Annotated in this window: 13 protein-coding genes; 7 read left to right on the top strand and 6 right to left on the bottom strand. The window is 67.3% G+C overall.

The annotated features are described in order from the left end of the window. Nucleotides 1–111 precede the first annotated feature (111 nt). Nucleotides 112–1,461, top strand: a complete 1,350-nt coding sequence (locus tag AC1RUS_RS04545) for an FAD/NAD(P)-binding protein (protein WP_492913472.1) — start codon at nt 112–114, stop codon at nt 1,459–1,461. Here the strand turns inward: AC1RUS_RS04545 and AC1RUS_RS04540 are convergent. Next, a complete protein-coding gene (locus tag AC1RUS_RS04540; RefSeq protein WP_492913471.1) occupies nt 1,458–1,832 on the bottom strand; it encodes a VOC family protein in 375 nt (124 codons plus the stop codon). The two genes, AC1RUS_RS04545 and AC1RUS_RS04540, sit on opposite strands and share 4 nt — an antisense overlap. Before the next feature lie 111 nt (nt 1,833–1,943). On the opposite strand from AC1RUS_RS04540, the gene AC1RUS_RS04535 reads away from it, so the two are divergent. After that, nucleotides 1,944–3,032, top strand: a complete 1,089-nt coding sequence (locus AC1RUS_RS04535) for a hypothetical protein (RefSeq protein WP_492913470.1) — start codon at nt 1,944–1,946, stop codon at nt 3,030–3,032. Here AC1RUS_RS04535 and AC1RUS_RS04530 read toward each other — a convergent pair whose 3' ends face one another. Next, the gene (locus AC1RUS_RS04530) at nt 3,033–4,331 is read right to left on the bottom strand and encodes an MFS transporter (RefSeq protein ID WP_492913469.1); all 1,299 of its coding nucleotides are present in this window, start codon (nt 4,329–4,331) and stop codon (nt 3,033–3,035) included. Between the two features lie 251 nt (nt 4,332–4,582). Between AC1RUS_RS04530 and AC1RUS_RS04525 the strand changes: the two genes are divergently transcribed. Both AC1RUS_RS04525 and AC1RUS_RS04520 read left to right on the top strand, forming a co-directional pair. After that, on the top strand, nt 4,583–4,966 hold the full coding sequence (locus AC1RUS_RS04525) for a hypothetical protein (RefSeq protein ID WP_492913468.1): 384 nt from the start codon (nt 4,583–4,585) through the stop codon (nt 4,964–4,966). A gap of 16 nt (nt 4,967–4,982) precedes the next feature. Beyond that, a complete protein-coding gene (locus AC1RUS_RS04520; protein WP_492913467.1) occupies nt 4,983–5,576 on the top strand; it encodes a YceI family protein in 594 nt (197 codons plus the stop codon). A gap of 58 nt (nt 5,577–5,634) precedes the next feature. Here AC1RUS_RS04520 and AC1RUS_RS04515 read toward each other — a convergent pair whose 3' ends face one another. Together AC1RUS_RS04515 and AC1RUS_RS04510 are read right to left on the bottom strand one after the other, a co-directional pair. Then, a complete protein-coding gene (locus AC1RUS_RS04515; protein WP_492913466.1) occupies nt 5,635–6,642 on the bottom strand; it encodes a ThuA domain-containing protein in 1,008 nt (335 codons plus the stop codon). Nucleotides 6,643–6,650: 8 nt separating this feature from the next. Then, nucleotides 6,651–8,687 carry a pyrroloquinoline quinone-dependent dehydrogenase gene (locus tag AC1RUS_RS04510; protein WP_492913465.1) on the bottom strand — a complete coding sequence of 679 codons (2,037 nt, stop codon included), beginning with the start codon at nt 8,685–8,687 and terminating at the stop codon, nt 6,651–6,653. 357 nt (nt 8,688–9,044) lie between these two features. On the opposite strand from AC1RUS_RS04510, the gene AC1RUS_RS04505 reads away from it, so the two are divergent. The 3 genes from AC1RUS_RS04505 (at nt 9,045) to AC1RUS_RS04495 (ending at nt 11,246) form a co-directional block, all read left to right on the top strand. Further along, a complete protein-coding gene (locus tag AC1RUS_RS04505; protein ID WP_492913464.1) occupies nt 9,045–9,692 on the top strand; it encodes a TetR/AcrR family transcriptional regulator in 648 nt (215 codons plus the stop codon). 206 nt (nt 9,693–9,898) lie between these two features. Then, a complete protein-coding gene (locus AC1RUS_RS04500; RefSeq protein WP_492913463.1) occupies nt 9,899–10,702 on the top strand; it encodes a winged helix-turn-helix transcriptional regulator in 804 nt (267 codons plus the stop codon). After that, nucleotides 10,680–11,246 (top strand): shikimate kinase, encoded by a 567-nt coding sequence (locus AC1RUS_RS04495; RefSeq protein WP_492913461.1) that lies wholly within the window; start codon nt 10,680–10,682, stop codon nt 11,244–11,246. The genes AC1RUS_RS04500 and AC1RUS_RS04495 overlap by 23 nt, the downstream gene beginning before the upstream one ends. Nucleotides 11,247–11,344: 98 nt before the next feature. On the opposite strand, the gene AC1RUS_RS04490 is transcribed toward AC1RUS_RS04495, so the two are convergent. Next, nucleotides 11,345–14,245, bottom strand: a complete 2,901-nt coding sequence (locus AC1RUS_RS04490) for a TonB-dependent receptor domain-containing protein (protein ID WP_492913459.1) — start codon at nt 14,243–14,245, stop codon at nt 11,345–11,347. A gap of 304 nt (nt 14,246–14,549) precedes the next feature. Next, nucleotides 14,550–14,852, bottom strand: coding sequence for a hypothetical protein (locus tag AC1RUS_RS04485; RefSeq protein WP_492913457.1), 303 nt, complete (start codon nt 14,850–14,852; stop codon nt 14,550–14,552). Nucleotides 14,853–14,935 lie beyond the last annotated feature (83 nt).

The following is a 14,935-nucleotide window of genomic DNA, read 5'->3' as shown; positions in this document are numbered from 1 at the left end:
GATCGGCGCGCTCTTTCCACGCTGACGTGCGACCGGCGATAACCGCTGCTTGCCTCGGTTTCCAGAATGCGGGACAAGGCGTCAAAATCCTACTTATTTGGTAGAATTAAGATGCCCGTTCTCGATCTTCCCGTCGTCGCCATCGTGGGCGGCGGCTTCAGCGGTCTGATGACCGCCCTGCACCTGACCCGCTCCGGCGCGGTGCAGGTCATCCTGATCGAGAAGACTACGAACTTCGCCCAGGGCGCGGCCTATTCCACGGCCAATCCGGACCATCTGCTGAATGTCCGCGCGGCCAATATGAGCGCTTGGCCCGACGATCCCGATCACTTCGTTCGCTGGCTGGCCGCGCAACGCCCGCAAGGCGGTTCGGCCTTCGCCAGCCGGGGCGAATACGGACTTTATCTGCGTGACCTGCTGAACCGCGCCGCCAACGACGGCGACGGCCGGCTCTCGCTGGTCTCCGACGCGGCGGTCGATCTGGCCCGGGACGGCGGAAAATGGCGCCTGATGCGCGCCTCCGGCGGCGTCGAACGCGTCGACGCCGTGGTGCTGGCCGTCGGCAACCCGCCGCCCGCCGCGCCGGCGGCGATCGATCTGTCGACCCTGGCCGACCCACGCTACCACGCCGATCCCTGGCGGTTCGATGCCGGAGCCGCCGAAGGACCGACCCTCCTGATCGGCTCGGGCCTGACCATGGCGGATGTGGTCCTAAGCCTCGTGCGTATCGCGCCGGATCGGCCGATCATCGCCCTGTCGCGCCGAGGATTGGCGCCGCTGGCCCATGCGCCGACCTCGCCGATCGAACCGGCGTCGCCACCCGCCAAGGCTTCCCCCGCGGCGCTGTCCCGGTGGCTTAGAACCCGAGCGATCCGCCACGGCTGGCGAGAGACCATCGACGCCCTTCGCCCCTGGACCCAAGGGATCTGGCGAAGCTGGAACCGCGCCCAACGCGCCAGCTTCTTGCGTCACGCCCGCCCCTATTGGGACATTCATCGCCATCGCCTGGCGCCCGAGGTCGCGGCGCGTATCGCAGACCTGATCCGGAGCGGCCGCTTGACCCTCATAGCGGGGCGGCTGAAATCGCTGACGTCCGCAGCCGAGGGTCTGCGCGCGGACTGGACCCCGCGCGGATCACGCCAGGTCCGGAGCCTGGACGTCGCTCAGGCGGTGAACTGCACCGGCCCGGCCGGCGCGCTGGCGACCGATCACGATCCCCTGCTCTGCGCCCTGCGCGACGTCGGGCTGATCCGTCCCGACGAACAGGGTTTGGGCGTCGAGGTCGATGCGGCCGGACGGTTGATCGACGCGGACGGTACGGCCAATCCTCGCCTGTTCGCCGTGGGACCGATCACGCGGGGCGCCTTCTGGGAGATCACCGCCGTTCCCGACATAAGGCTGCAAGCGGCGTTGGCGGCCGAGGCCCTGATCGCGGCGCTGGCCAGGACGCCGGCGGTCTAGAGTACGACAGCCTCAGTGATCTCGACGCGGACGTCGTTGGGATCGTGGAAGAACGCCTGGCGGAACGACGTGCCCGGCACGACGACGACGCGATGCGCCACGCCGTGCGCCCGCAGTCGCTCGATCATCGGATCGAAAGCCTCGACCGCGAAGGCGAAGTGGTTGAGCGCGCTGGCTTCGGACGCGCAGACGGAGGCTGGCGCGCGCTGCATGTGCACCACGGCCTTTGGCCCGGCGTAGAGCCAGTAGCCCTCCACCGCGAACGGCGGTCGCAGCCCGATCGCCAGGCCCATCACGTCGACATAGAACGCCCGGGTCTCCTCCAGGCGTTCGGTGACGATATTCACATGGTCGATCATGCTGATGGTCATGGCGTCCTTCCGCTCGCCTCCTTCAGCGCGCCGCTTCGGAGGTCTATTTTGTTCTAAATGGTTCGTTATATTAGCCGCAAGACGCGGCATAACAAGAAACGGACGGCGAGGATGGCGCTAGGAAATTGGAAGACGTCGTGCGCGGCGTTGGGCGTCGCCTGCGCCCTCGCCGCCCCCATCCGGGCGCAAGCGGATGGCGACCTGCGCTTTCTGATCGGCGTCGAGGACGCCGAGGATCTTCTGCTCATCCCCGGCACGGACTGGATCGTGGCCAGCGGCATGGGCCGCGACAAGCCGCATGGCGCCCTGCACCTGATCAACGCCCGCACCAAGACATGGAGCCGCTGGTTTCCCGACAAGCCGTTGCGCGCCCGTCCCGACGCCCGCGCCTATCCCGATTGCGCCGCGCCGCCCGATCCCACCCGGTTTTGGTCGCAGGGGCTCAGCCTGCGCTCGACCGGACCCCGCCGCGCGATCCTCTATGTCGCCGGCCATGGCGAGCGGGAGGCGATCGAGGTGTTCGATGTCGACGCGCGCGGCGCCGCGCCCCGCTTCACCTGGAAGGGCTGCGTACGGATGCCCGAGGGTCTGGCCGCCAACAGCGTGACGTCGACGCCGTCGGGCGTGCTGCTGGCCTCTGTGCTGTTCCATCCCGGCAAGACCATGGCCGATTCCGTCGAGCGTCGAGCGACCGGCGGCGTCTATCGGCGCGGACCGGGCGAGCCGACGTTCCGCCTGATCCCCGGCACGGAATTGCCGGGCGACAACGGCCTCGAGAGCGCGCCGGACGGATCGGCCTTCTACATCGTCGCCTGGGGTCTGAAGGCGGTCCTGCGGTTCTCACTGACCCAGCCGAACCCCGCGCCGACGACCATCCCGCTGCCGTTTCATCCCGACAACATCCACTGGGGCAAGGACGGCCAACTGGTCGCCGCCGGCATGACGGCCGACGAACCAGCCTGCGGCGGTCCCTTCCGGAACGTGGCCGGCAAGGTCGATCTCAGCTGCCATCGCGGCTATGCGGTCGCCGCGATCGATCCCGTGAGCCTGGCCGTCCGACCGCTGGCGTCAGGGCCGCCACATCCCGCCTTTGCAAACGTTTCGACGGCTCTCTTCGTCGGCGACGAGCTCTGGCTGGGCTCGTTCCGCGCCGACCGCCTGGCCTATCGCAAGGCCGAGGCGGTCGGGTCGAACGACTGACTACGGCTCCATCTCGACGCGCTTCACGTCGCCGATGACGAAGATGTAGGACAGCGCGCCCAGCAGAGCGATCGTACCGATGAAGGCCAGCGCCCAGACGAACGAGCCGGTCTTGGCCACGATCAGGCCAATGACCAGCGGCGTGACGATGCCGGCGACGTTGGCGCAGAGGTTGAACACCCCGCCGGTCAGCCCGATGAAGTTCTTGGGCGCGACGTCGGTGATCAGGGTCCAGCCCAGATTGCACATGCCCTGGCCGAAGAAGGCCACCGACATGATGGCGATGACCACCACGTTGTTGTCGACGAAGTTGGCCAGTACGATGGTCGAGGCCAGCAGCAGACCGCCGACCACCGGCAGCTTGCGGCCGATATTGGCCGAGCCGGTCTTCTTCAACAGGGTGTCGGAGATCACGCCGCCCAAGGCGACGCCGACCGAGGCGGCGATGAAGGGCAGCACGGCGAAGAAGCCGACCTTCAGCCAGGCCATGTGGCGCTCGGTGGCCAGATAGGTCGGAAACCAGGTCAGGAAGAACACCAGGGTCGAGTTGCTGGCGAACTGGCCCAGCGACGCGCCCAGGATCTGGCGATGGCTGAGCAGGCGGCCGACATTGCGCCATTGGAACTTCTGATGGTCGACCTTGGCCGCGAACCCGCCGCCGGCCGCGATATATTCGAGTTCGCCCTGGTTGACGGTCTTGCTGGCGCTGGGATCGCGATAGACCGCGTACCACAGCGCGCCGAAGGCGATACCGATGGCTCCGACCAGCAGGAACAGCGAGCGCCAGCCGAACGTGGCCGCGATCCAGAACAGCACCGGGCTCAGGAAGGCCAGGCCGAAATACTGCCCGACCGAGTAGACGCCGGTGGCCCGGGCGCGCTCGTGCTGGGGGAACCACATGTTCATGATGCGGCTGTTGGCCGGGTAGCAAGGCGCCTCCGCAACGCCCAGACCCAGGCGGAACACCAGCAGGGATACCAGTCCGCCCGCGAAACCCTGCAGCAGGGTAAACAGCGACCAGAAGCTGACGGACAGGGCGTAGGTCAGTCGCGTGCCGAAGCGGTCGAGGAAAACCCCGCCCGGGATCTGCGACAGGGCGTAGGTCCAGGAGAAGGCCGAGAACACCAGGCCCATCACGGCCGCGTCGATGCCCAGCTCCTTGGTCACGCTGGGCGCGGCCACCGAAAGCAGGGTGCGGTCGAGGTAATTGATCATCGTGCCGCCCGTGACGAGCGCCAGGATCAGGAACCTGACCTTGCTGGGCTTGGCGGACAGACTTGTGGTGGCGTTCGCTTTCACCGTTTCCTCGCTATGCTGCCGGCCGCTGCTTTTCGCGCGGCTCTATTTTTCGGCGTTCCTGGTGTTTGCCAGCGCCCCCGAATTTTGGATATACAACGGCTCGAAAGACATTAACATACCTGTTCGTACATAATGAGCTCGCCAGGCTGATCCGCACCCCCGTGTCATCCGCCGTTCAGGCGAGCGGCGCTAGGCTCGGAAAACGCCAAAGCAAAAATCGGCGACGGAAAGACGTTGGAGTGAGGACAGGAATGAAAAAGGCTTTTCTCGCCGCCGCGGCGCTTGGCGCGTCCCTGCTGACCGTGGGCGCGGCGTCCGCCGATCCCCTGCCCCCGGGTGCCGGCCGCAATGTCGTGGTCAACAAGTGCTCGAGCTGCCACGCCACCGCCCTGATCGAGAACGAACGTCACGACGCCGACGGGTGGCACGACACCATCGACAAGATGGTCGACCGCGGCCTGGAGATCTCGGACGCCGACCGCAACGCGGCGGTCGCCTATCTGGTCAAGGTGCTGGGGCCGCAAGCCAAACCCGCGCCCTCCCCGGCCAAGGCGCCCGCCACCAAGCCAGCGCCCGTCAAGGCCGTCGCCAAGCCGGCGGCGAAACCCGCGACCAAGCCCAAGCCTAAACCCTGATCCGAGGATCCCATCGATGAACCGACGCCTCGCCCTCGCCGCCGCCACGGCCGCGCTGCTCTTCGCGCCTCAGGCCTGGAGCGCCCCGTCGATCGACGCGGCCCAGATGCCCGCCGGCCACTACGCCGTCGACAAGACCCACGCCAGCATTACCGGCAAGGTGCTGCACCAAGGCTTTTCGCTCTACACCTTCCGCTTCGCGCGGTTCGACGCCGGCTTCGACTTCGATCCCGCCGCGCCCGACAAGAGCGCGGTGACGGTGACGATCGACCTCCCCTCGTTCAGTTCGGGCTACGACAAGGCCGACGCCGAATTCCCGGTCGGCTTCCTGGGCGCCGACAAGAATCCGACGGCGACCTTCGTCTCCACCTCGCTGACCCGCACCGGCGACAAGGGCGTGCTAGTTGGCGACCTGACGCTGAACGGCGTGACCAAGCCGGTGAAGCTGGACGTGCAGTTCCGCGGCTTCGGCGCCAGCGGCGGCGGCACCCGCGCCGGCTTCTCGGCCAAGACCGTGATCAAGCGTTCGGAGTTCGGCTCGACCAAGCTGGTCCCGATGATCGGCGACGACGTCTCGCTGGATATCGAGATCGAGTTCAAGAAGGCCTGATCATCTCTCCTGCGACAGAGAAAGGCCCGGTGGGATCCGCCGGGCCCTTTCTTTACGTTTAGCGGCAGAACGGCGCGTCGCCGGCCACCGACTTGATCGCCCCAACCACCATGCTCTGGAAGGCCTTGGCGCCGGCGAACTCGCTGTCGGAGGCGGCGAACACGGCCTGGTCGTGGCCCAGGGTCGTCAGCCAGGCCTTGCCGCCGTCGTAATACTGGCACCAGGCCACCGGGTGGAAGTCGCCGTGGCCCGGGCTCTTGCCGACCACGGACGGCGCCATGGGCGGGCGCGGCGGCATGCCGGGACGCGGCGGCGGCGGCCCCTCGCCCGCGCCGGCCGGGGCGCTGTAGGTCTTCTCGTCGACCGTCGCCAGGAAGCGCACCTTGGTCGGGAAAGGCACGAGGTTGTACCACTCGTCCTTGAACTTCCAGCGCTTGGCCAAGCCGGCGGTCGAGACATCCTTCGAGTCGACGATCACCACCTCGGCCTCCTGGGCCGGACCATGATCATAGAAGTTGGCCCCGCCCAGCAGGCCCTCGTAGTAGGGCCAGTTGTAGAGGGTGCCGAAGGCGTTGTGGATGCCCACGAAGCCGCCGCCGGCCCGCATGTACTGCCGCAGCGCGGTCTTGGCGCCGTCGTCGAGATTGTCACGCGAGGTGCTGTAGAAGATCACCGCATTGTAGCCGACCAGGCGCTGCATCTGGGTCACGTCCTCGGTGTAATCGAGGGTGAAGCCGTTCTCGGCCGCCAGGCGCAGCATGCCCTTCTGGACCACATTGTCGTCGGCCAGCGGAGGGTTCAGACCCGGACCGAGCGGCGCGCCGAGGTTGGCGTGCCGGGGGCCGGCGGTGCGGGTGTAGAGCAGCACCTTCAACGGCCCGGTCCGCGCGGCGCGCGGCCAGTCGTGGAAGCACTTGGGATCGGTCCCCCGGCAGACGCCGTAGTCCATCAGGCCTAGATTGTCGTTGATCGCCCCGCCGGGATTGCCGGTCTGGGCGGCGGCCATGGCGGGCGCCAGGGCCAGCGCCGCCACCGCGCCGAGCAGGAGATTGGTCAGGATCTTCATCGCGATTCTCACTTGGCCGGCAGGGCGAAGGCGGTGACGGCGTCGCTGGTCATCGGGCTGTCCAGGAAGGTGCCGCCCGTCGAGACGATCAGCACGTACTGGCGCCCGTCCTTGCCGACATAGGTCATCGGCGTGGCGTGGCCCGAGGCTTCCAGCTTGGTCTCCCACAGCTCCTTGCCGGTCTTGGCGTCGAAGGCGCGGAAGCGGTTGTCGTCGGTGGCCCCGATGAAGACCACGCCGCCGGCGGTCACGATCGGGCCGCCCATGCTGGGCCGGCCGGTCTTCTGCAGCGCCTCGGGCAGGACATCGGTGACGCCCAGCACGCTCTCCCAGGCGATCGTGCCCTTGTTGACGTCGACGGCGACCAGCTTGCCCCACGGCGGCTTCTGACACGGCAGGCGGCCCGTCGGCTGCCAAAAGCGGCCGAACGGCTGGTTCATCCGATAAGGCAGCGGCCCGGTCGGGTTGGGGACCAACGACTGCATCTGGCCTAGGTCGAAGGTGTTGATGATGAAATAGCCGCTGGTCGGGTCAAAGGCCCCGCCGCCCCAGTTGGCCCCGCCGATCGTGCCGGGGAAGTTGACGGTGGTGCGGCCTGAACCAGTCGGCAGGTAGGGTCCGCCCAGCTGGATGTTGTTGCTGTCGACCAGGTTCTCGCAGAACGCCTTGTGCTCGGGCGTCAGGTCCGCAAGGTCGGCGCGGCTGGCGGTGATCCGCGAGATCGGCGGCGGCGCGGTCGGAAACGGCTGGGTCGGCCAGGACTCCTCGTCCGGCAGATCACTCTTGGGCACGGGGCGCTCCTCGACCGGGTAGACCGGCTGGCCCGTCGTGCGGTCGAGGATGAACATCAGGCCGTTCTTGGAGACGATCCCAACGGCGGGGATGGTCTTGCCGTCCTTCTTGACGTCGAACAGGGTCGGCGGGGCCTCCAGGTCGAAGTCCCAGATGTCGTGGTGCACGACCTGATAGTGCCAGAGCCGCTCGCCGGTCTTGGCGTTGAGGGCCACCACGCTGGTGCCGAACAGGTTCGCGCCCTTGCGGTCGCCGCCGTAGCGATCCCAGGCCGGTGCGCCGAGCGGCACGTAGACGACGCCTCGCGCCTCATCGAGGGTGAAGATGCCCCAGCCGTTGACGCCCGAGCGCTGCTTGCCGCTGTCGCTCTTCCAGGTGTCGGCGCCGAACTCGCCGGCGCGCGGCACGGTGTGGAAGGTCCAGACCAGCTTGCCGGTGCGGGCGTCCCAGGCGCGGATGTCGCCCGCCGCGCCCAGGGCCGGCTGTTCCTGGGTGTTGGAGCCGGTGATGATCAGGTTGCCGTAAACGATCGGCGGTGAGGTCATGCCTAGCGAGCCTTCCGTGCCGTTCAGTACTTCGGGCGTGCGCATGTCGACGATGCCGTCGACGCCAAAGCCTACCGTCGGCTTGCCGGTCTTGGCGTCCAGCGAGATCAGCTTGGCGTCGCGGGTCCCGAACACGATGGCCGGCGGGGCCTTACCGTCGCCGGGCCAGTATTCGACGCCGCGCACAGACGGCACGCCCGACGTGGTCATGTCGTAGGTCCAGACCGCCTCGCCAGTCTCCGGACGCAGGGCGACGACCTTGCGATAGGGCGTGGCCAGGTAGAGCAGACCGTCGACCATCAGCGGCGTCGCCTCGGACGGACCAAAGCGGCTGGTGCGTCGGCGCGGCGCGACGCCCTCGGCAGAGGCCTGAGCGCGCTCGGCGGCCGACGGGACGGGCGCCCCGGCTGGCGAAGCGGCGGCGGGAGGCGTTCCGGCCACGCCGGGAGGCGGCGGACCGCCGAAGCCAGCTTCGATCGGCGCGGCGTCGGCTGGACGCATGTGGAAAGTCCAGGCCGGTGTCAGGCTCGAGACGTTCGCCGGGGTGATCTGCTTGGCCCCGGAGAACCGCGCGCCGGTGTGATCGCCGCCATAGGTGGGCCAGTCCAGCTGGCCGGGCCCCATGGCTTTCTGGGGCGCCGTCTGGGCGGCGCAAGCGCCGGCAAGCAGCGAGGCGCTCCCCAGCAGAGCGAACATCAGCGTTCTCATGCAAAACTCCCAAGGCAGGCGCCGTCCTCTTTGGGATCCGGATCCCGCATGGCGCGCCATCCCGAGGGCCGGCGTCGTCACGACTGGATCTGAAAGCGCCTTGTTGTCTCCACCCGGGCCGCGTCGCGATTGTCCCCGCGCTGTTGGCCCGACGCCATTTAGGAGCAGCCGCGCGTCCGGGGCAACCATTTTGTACGAACCAGTGCGTGCTTTACACGGCTCGAAAATCTGGCCACTTTTTCTCGGCGTTGAGACAGGCACTGGAAAGCCTCGGCGATTTGCTGCGGAATAGCTTGACGCTGTGGGGGCTTACACCCGATGAACAAGGATAAACGTCCGTACGAACCTGAAGAGACAATGAAAAAGGCCTCCGTGAAAAGGTCCAAGACCAGAACGAACGATCCAGAGCGTACGAAGGCCGATATCATCGCCGTCGCAACCGAGGAGTTCTCAGAACACGGGCTGAGCGGCGCGCGGGTCGACAGCATCGCCGAGCGCACCCGCACCAGTAAGCGGATGATCTACTACTACTTCCAGAGCAAGGAAGGTCTCTACCGCGAAGTTCTGGTCAACTACTACATGACCCTGCGCAGCCGGGAACGCGAGTTGCACCTGGACGACCTGCCGCCTCTGGAAGCCATCGAGAAGCTGGTTCACTTCACGGTCGACTTCCACAACGAACATGGCGACGACGTCCGCCTCGTCATCACTGAGAACATGCAGCGCGGTCGCCACATCAAGACCCTGCCCTCGCTGGAACCGATCAACTCGGTGGTCATCAACGCCGTGCGCCGCATCTGCGATCGCGGCGCGGCGGCCGGCGTGATGCGCGACGGCATCGACGCGGTGGACCTCTACATGTCGATCGCGGCGCTCAGCTTCTTCAACATCTCCAACCGGCACACCTTCTCGATCATCTTCAATCGCGACATGGAATCGCCGGCCGCCCTTGAGGCGCGCAAGGCCTCGATCACCGACATGATCCTGCGGTACGTCACCCGCTAGACTGGCCAAATCCTGCTCCAGTTCCGCTTCCTCCTTGTCGTCACGTACAAAACGTACTAACCAGTACTTACGTAATTAACGTGTCACGATCGCCCTGAGGCGGTTCAAAGACACGATGCGCGGGGAAACGCGCGAACGCGGGGAGACATCGACATGCCGACTTTCGTCTGCGCCCCTTCTCCCTACGCATACGCGCGCGCCTGAACATGACCGCGCACGCGCTCCCGCTCGAGACCTCCCGCTCGGGCGACCTTCCCTGGCGGCCCAGTGGGTCGCCAGGGAGCTTCTCCGCCAGGACCTCTCCGTTCGAACCGACCCTGGTCTTCATCAGCGAAGACGAGGGGCCGGCCCGGGCGCGGATCGAATACCTGCGCGGGCTCGCTTTCCACGTCGTGACCGCGCCCTCGGTTTTCAAGGCCCCGCGCAAGGCCGACCTGTTCATCGTCGAGGGCCAGGACGCGTTCCGCGAGCACCGGCGGCTCTATCTGGAGCGCCGCGCCCTGGCCGGCTCGCGGGTGATCGTCATCGACGACAGCGGCGACCGCGAGCAGCGGATCGAGGCGCTGGAGGCCGGGGCCGACGATGTCGTGGCCGCGACCTGCGCCGACCGCGAGCTGTGGTCGCGGATCAAGGCCGTTCTGGGCCTCAATCGCCACGCCCCGCCGGCCGCGATCGCCTGGAGGGGCGTGGTCTACGCCATCGAGGATGTCGGCGAGTTCACGCCCGGCGACATGACGCTGAAGGTGGCCGACGGAGTCGTGCTGCGACTGAACCGGTCCGAGTGCGGCCTGCTGGAACGCCTGGCCCGAACGCCGCGGGCCATGGTCAGCCGCGACGAGATCCTGGAGGCCCTGCCCGACGAGGCGGCGGACGTCTTCGATCGCACGGTCGACCTGCGCGTCAGCCGGCTGCGCAAGCGGCTTGCTCCGCACGGCGGCGAACAAATGATCCAGACCTGTCGCGGCGCGGGCTATAGGCTGAACGCCGATGTCCGTAGAAGCTCCCGATGACCAGCCCCCTCCCCCGCCCCGCGCCATAGCCCTGGTCGGCCTGACCGGCGTGGGCAAGTCCACGCTGGGCCGACGCCTGGCCGCCGAGCTGTCCCTGCCCTTTGTCGACTCCGACCGCGAGATCGAGGAAGCCGCGCGGCTGTCGATCGTCGAAATCTTCGAGACGTTGGGCGAGCCGGCGTTTCGCGAGGGCGAACGGCGGGTGATCGCCCGGCTGCTGGACGGGGAGCCCAAGGTGATCGCCACCGGCGGCGGGGCCGTCGTCATGGCCGAGACCCGCCAGGCCCTGGCCCGCGACGCCTTCACGGTGTGGCTGCGCAAGGACGTCGAGGCCATCGCCCAGCGCCTGACCGGCGGCAAGAACCGCCCGATCCTGAAGGGCGACAATCCCGGCCAGATCCTGCGTCGCCTGGCGGCGGAGCGCGCGCCGTTCTACGCCGCCTCCGACCTCGTCTTCGACCTGGACGACATCACCTCGCCCGTGCCGGCGCTGGCGGCCCAGCTGCGGGCCCGCCTGCCGTGGCTGAAGCAGAGCCGGAAATAGAAACAGGCGGCTCCGGCGAACGAACGCCGAAACCGCCTGCCGAAACGGAAAGAATGGCGCGCCGGTGAGGGTCCGGCGCGCCTTCAAGTCGACCGAGATCAGTACTTGGCCCGGAAGCCCACCGCGACCAGCCGGCCGATGGGGTTGCCCGAGAACGTGTCGTAGCCGTTGGCGTTGTTGTAGAACGGCGGGTCCTTGTCGAAGAGGTTCGAGACGTCGCCGAACAGCTGCACGCCGCCCAGCCAGCCATCGCTCTTGATGTCGTAGGCCACGTGCAGGTCGAAGGTCGTGTAGGCCTTGACCTTGTCGCCGCCGCCGGTCGGAACGCCCGCCGCGTTGCGGGTGATCGGCACTTGCGTGGTGCCGCTCCAGTTATAGTACGAGCCGGTGTAGTTGGCGAAGACGTCCGCCGAGAACTGCCCCAGCGACCAGCTGACATTGGCGCGTGCAGTGCGCTTGACCGACGGGAAGGTCGTGTTGAAGCCGGTGGTGTTGAGGACGTCGAAGGTGGCGCCGCCGCCGACGTTCTGGTCGAACTTCAGCTTCTCGGAGATCGAGCCGCCGACCGTGAACGAGCCGGCGTTGTCAGTGTTGAAGTGGTAGCTGGCGTCGATGTCCAGGCCGGCGATGTCCAGGTTCAGGGCGTTGCGCTGGCGGAAGTCGTAGATGAAGTAGACCGTCGAGGGCAGAGCGCTGGTCAGGGGCAGGTTGCCCATGGCGGCGGCGATCTCGGCCGGGGTGGCGCCGTTCGGATAGATCTTCAGCAGCCCGTTCAGGCCGGCCGAGTTGACCGCGAAGGCCGGGGTCGGCGCGGTGATGCCGCCGGTCAGCTTGGAGCTCCAGTAGGTGACGCTGCCGCGGAAGCCAGGCAGGAAGCCGGGGCTGAAGTCGACGCCCGCCGCCCAGCTCTTGCCGTGCTGGGGCTGCAGTTGGTCGTTGCCGCCGCTGATCTGAGCGCCGGTGATCGTCGTGCCGATGGTGCAGGTGGTGGTCGCCGCCGCGCAGCCCGGAAGCTGGGTGGCGTTGGCGTAGGCGGCGATCGGCACGTTGACCGTGCCCTGGCCGTAGTTGCCGAAGCCCGACTCGCCGGTGATGCCGCCGCCCGAACCGATGCTGGTGAAGGCCGGGGCCACGAACGACTTGGCGTAGTTGGCGCGGAACTTGACGCTGTCGTTCATCTTCCAGTTGACGGCGATCTTCGGGTTCTTGGTCGAGCCGAAATCGCTGTACTTGTCGTAGCGGCCCGACAGGTTCAGATCGAGGGCCTGGACGAACGGCAGGGCGTTGCCGTCGCCGATGATCGGCACCAGCAGTTCGACGAATCCCGACTTCACCACCCGGTCGTAGTTCAGGTTGACCGTCGCCGAGCCCAGGGTCGCCGGGCCGATGTTCAGCGGCCGGGTCAGGTCCTGCTTCAGCGTGTAGTGGCTGTACTCGCCGCCGAAGGCGATGCGCACGTCGCCGCCCGGCAGGGCGAACAGGGTGCCGTCGATCTTGGCCCGGGCGTTCTCCAGCACCTGGGTGGCGATCTGCGTCGTGGTCGAGTCCTTCAGCGCCGCCTTGACGGCCGCCGAGGTCTGGTTGGCCGAGCCGGTGTGCCAGACGTCCAGGGCGTTGGCCGTGGTCAGGCCCTGGGTGACGATCACTGTGGTGCCCGGGATCGAGGCCGCCGTCAGGCTGCCGCTGCCGTTGGTGGTGCCGTTCAGGGCCAGGTTGGCGCAGCTGCTGCACAGCACGCCGACGCGCTGCTCGCGGCTCTCGTCCTGGCCGGCGGTGCCGCCGACCGTCAGGATGAAGTTGTCGTTGAGCTTGTACTCGGCCTGGCCGTTGACCAGGAAGCTGGTCGCGCCGCTGTCGGCGTAGGCGCCGGGGCCCAGCAGGTCGTTGGCGTCGAGACGGATGGTCTGCGAGGTCGCCGTCGAGCCGGTGGGATTGACGTAGAACGGATTGATCTGCGTGCCGCGACCGCTGCCCGGGCCATAGACCGTGGTGGTGATCGTGCCGCGCGACAGGGCCGCCCAGTTGTTGCGCTTGGAGTAGATGACGTCGGCGCCGATGGTCAGGCGCTCGCCGAAGTCCTGGCTGACCTTGGCGATGACGCTGTGGCGGCGCTCGGAGGGCAGCAGGTCGGCCACGCCCGAATAGTCGCAGAAGGCGTTGGCGGCGGCGTTGGTGACGCCCGCGCCGGTGTAGGGCGCGGCGTAGATCAGGCTGCTGCCGGCCGGCTGAACCGAGGCGGTGCCGCAGTTGAACGAGGCCAGGTTGGTGCCGCCTTGCGAGCGGTGATCGGCGCGGGTGAAGTCGCGGTCGCCGGCCCGCAGATTGCTGCGGTCCGAATAGCCGTACGAGAACAGGGCCGAGCCGCCGTCCCAGCGCTTACCCCAAAGCAGCGAGCCGCTGTAGGTGTGATACTTGTCGCCGAAGCCCGACTGAGCCGAGACCTCGAACCCGTCGTAGTTCTTGCGGGTGATGAAGTTGATGACGCCGGCGACGGCGTCCGAGCCGTAGACCGACGAGGCGCCGTCCGCGAGGACCTCGACGCGCTCGATGGCGCCCGGCGCAATGATGTTCGGATCCGCCAGGGCGTGGTTGATGCCCGTCAGCGGGATGCGGTGGCCGTCGATCAGGATCAGCGTCGAGTTGCTGGCGCTGGCTCCCAGGCCGTGGATGGTCGGAGCGTTGGTGCCCGAGTTGTCGGCGCTGCCGAAGCTGCCCTGGCCGGCGCTGCCCAGGCCCGTGACCGAAGGCACGGTCTTGAGGATCTGCTGGACGGTCTGGGCCGAGGTCTTCTCAATGTCCTGGCGGCCCACGGCCACGAGGGCCGAGCCGACCGGAGCCGCGCCGCGGATGCTGGTGCCGGTGACGATCACTTCCTCGACGATGGCGGCTTCGTCCGCCTTCGGCTTGTCCTGGGCTTGGGCGGCGGTCGTCAGACCGGCCGCGAAAATCAGCGAAAGCGTCGACGCGCTGAACGCAAGGCGCATGTGTGGCGCAAGCATGGTTTCACTCCCCGTAGTTTTTTCGTTGTCCCGAGTTGTTATGTACTATCTGGTCCGTGTCAAGCGGGGCGCGGGGAGCCGGCGGACGACGTTCTTTCAGTTCTCAGGTTGATGAATTTCCACAATATATTGATTTTACTCAACTTATTACCAATCGTCCACCGAGCGAACAATCTTAAAAAGGGGGTGGATCAAGCCCTCGATCGAGCTCGAAAACGCCTTGTTTAACAGGGTTTTCCACTTTGATTTCGAGGCCTGCGGCGGGTTGGAATCACTTTGTACGAACGATTTCGTTGCCGAGACTTCACCCCTTGCGGCGCCGCGCCGTCTCTTGCTCGCGCCACAACGCATCCAGGGTCGGAAAGGACGGATCCGGGACCAGAAGATCGGCGCGCAGATCGATCAACTGGCGACGTTGGGCGGCGCAGTAGGCGCGGAACGCGGCGGCCTCCTCAGCCGGCGCCTTGTGCAACAGGGGCTGGGCGTCGCGCTCGGCCCCCTCGATGATCGCCTCGATCCCGTCGACGAAACGGTTCATCCAGTCGTCCTGGGTGAGCTTGCGACGGGGACGCTGCCGGCGGCTACGCGGCGGTTTGGAATTGGGCATGGGTTGGCTCCTGGGTTGCTCCCTTGGATGGGGAAGACACGGCTTCGCCGCCTCACGCGGCACGAGCCGCTGAAGGGTATGGG

The organism is Caulobacter sp. GW821-FHT10F06, from assembly GCF_058809215.1.
Note: the sequence above shows the minus strand (reverse complement) of the source record. Positions and strands in the feature narration are given on the sequence as shown.

Excerpts from the sequence above, each read along its gene's own strand:
- AC1RUS_RS04540 (WP_492913471.1), bottom strand. The coding sequence starts at position 1,832 with ATGACCATCAGCATGATCGACCATGTGAATATCGTCACCGAACGCCTG.
- AC1RUS_RS04510 (WP_492913465.1), bottom strand. The coding sequence starts at position 8,687 with ATGAGAACGCTGATGTTCGCTCTGCTGGGGAGCGCCTCGCTGCTTGCC.
- AC1RUS_RS04535 (WP_492913470.1), top strand. The coding sequence starts at position 1,944 with ATGGCGCTAGGAAATTGGAAGACGTCGTGCGCGGCGTTGGGCGTCGCC.
- AC1RUS_RS04500 (WP_492913463.1), top strand. The coding sequence starts at position 9,899 with ATGACCGCGCACGCGCTCCCGCTCGAGACCTCCCGCTCGGGCGACCTT.
- AC1RUS_RS04520 (WP_492913467.1), top strand. The coding sequence starts at position 4,983 with ATGAACCGACGCCTCGCCCTCGCCGCCGCCACGGCCGCGCTGCTCTTC.
- AC1RUS_RS04515 (WP_492913466.1), bottom strand. The coding sequence starts at position 6,642 with ATGAAGATCCTGACCAATCTCCTGCTCGGCGCGGTGGCGGCGCTGGCC.
- AC1RUS_RS04525 (WP_492913468.1), top strand. The coding sequence starts at position 4,583 with ATGAAAAAGGCTTTTCTCGCCGCCGCGGCGCTTGGCGCGTCCCTGCTG.
- AC1RUS_RS04485 (WP_492913457.1), bottom strand. The coding sequence starts at position 14,852 with ATGCCCAATTCCAAACCGCCGCGTAGCCGCCGGCAGCGTCCCCGTCGC.
- AC1RUS_RS04545 (WP_492913472.1), top strand. The coding sequence starts at position 112 with ATGCCCGTTCTCGATCTTCCCGTCGTCGCCATCGTGGGCGGCGGCTTC.
- AC1RUS_RS04490 (WP_492913459.1), bottom strand. The coding sequence starts at position 14,245 with ATGCTTGCGCCACACATGCGCCTTGCGTTCAGCGCGTCGACGCTTTCG.
- AC1RUS_RS04505 (WP_492913464.1), top strand. The coding sequence starts at position 9,045 with ATGAAAAAGGCCTCCGTGAAAAGGTCCAAGACCAGAACGAACGATCCA.
- AC1RUS_RS04495 (WP_492913461.1), top strand. The coding sequence starts at position 10,680 with ATGTCCGTAGAAGCTCCCGATGACCAGCCCCCTCCCCCGCCCCGCGCC.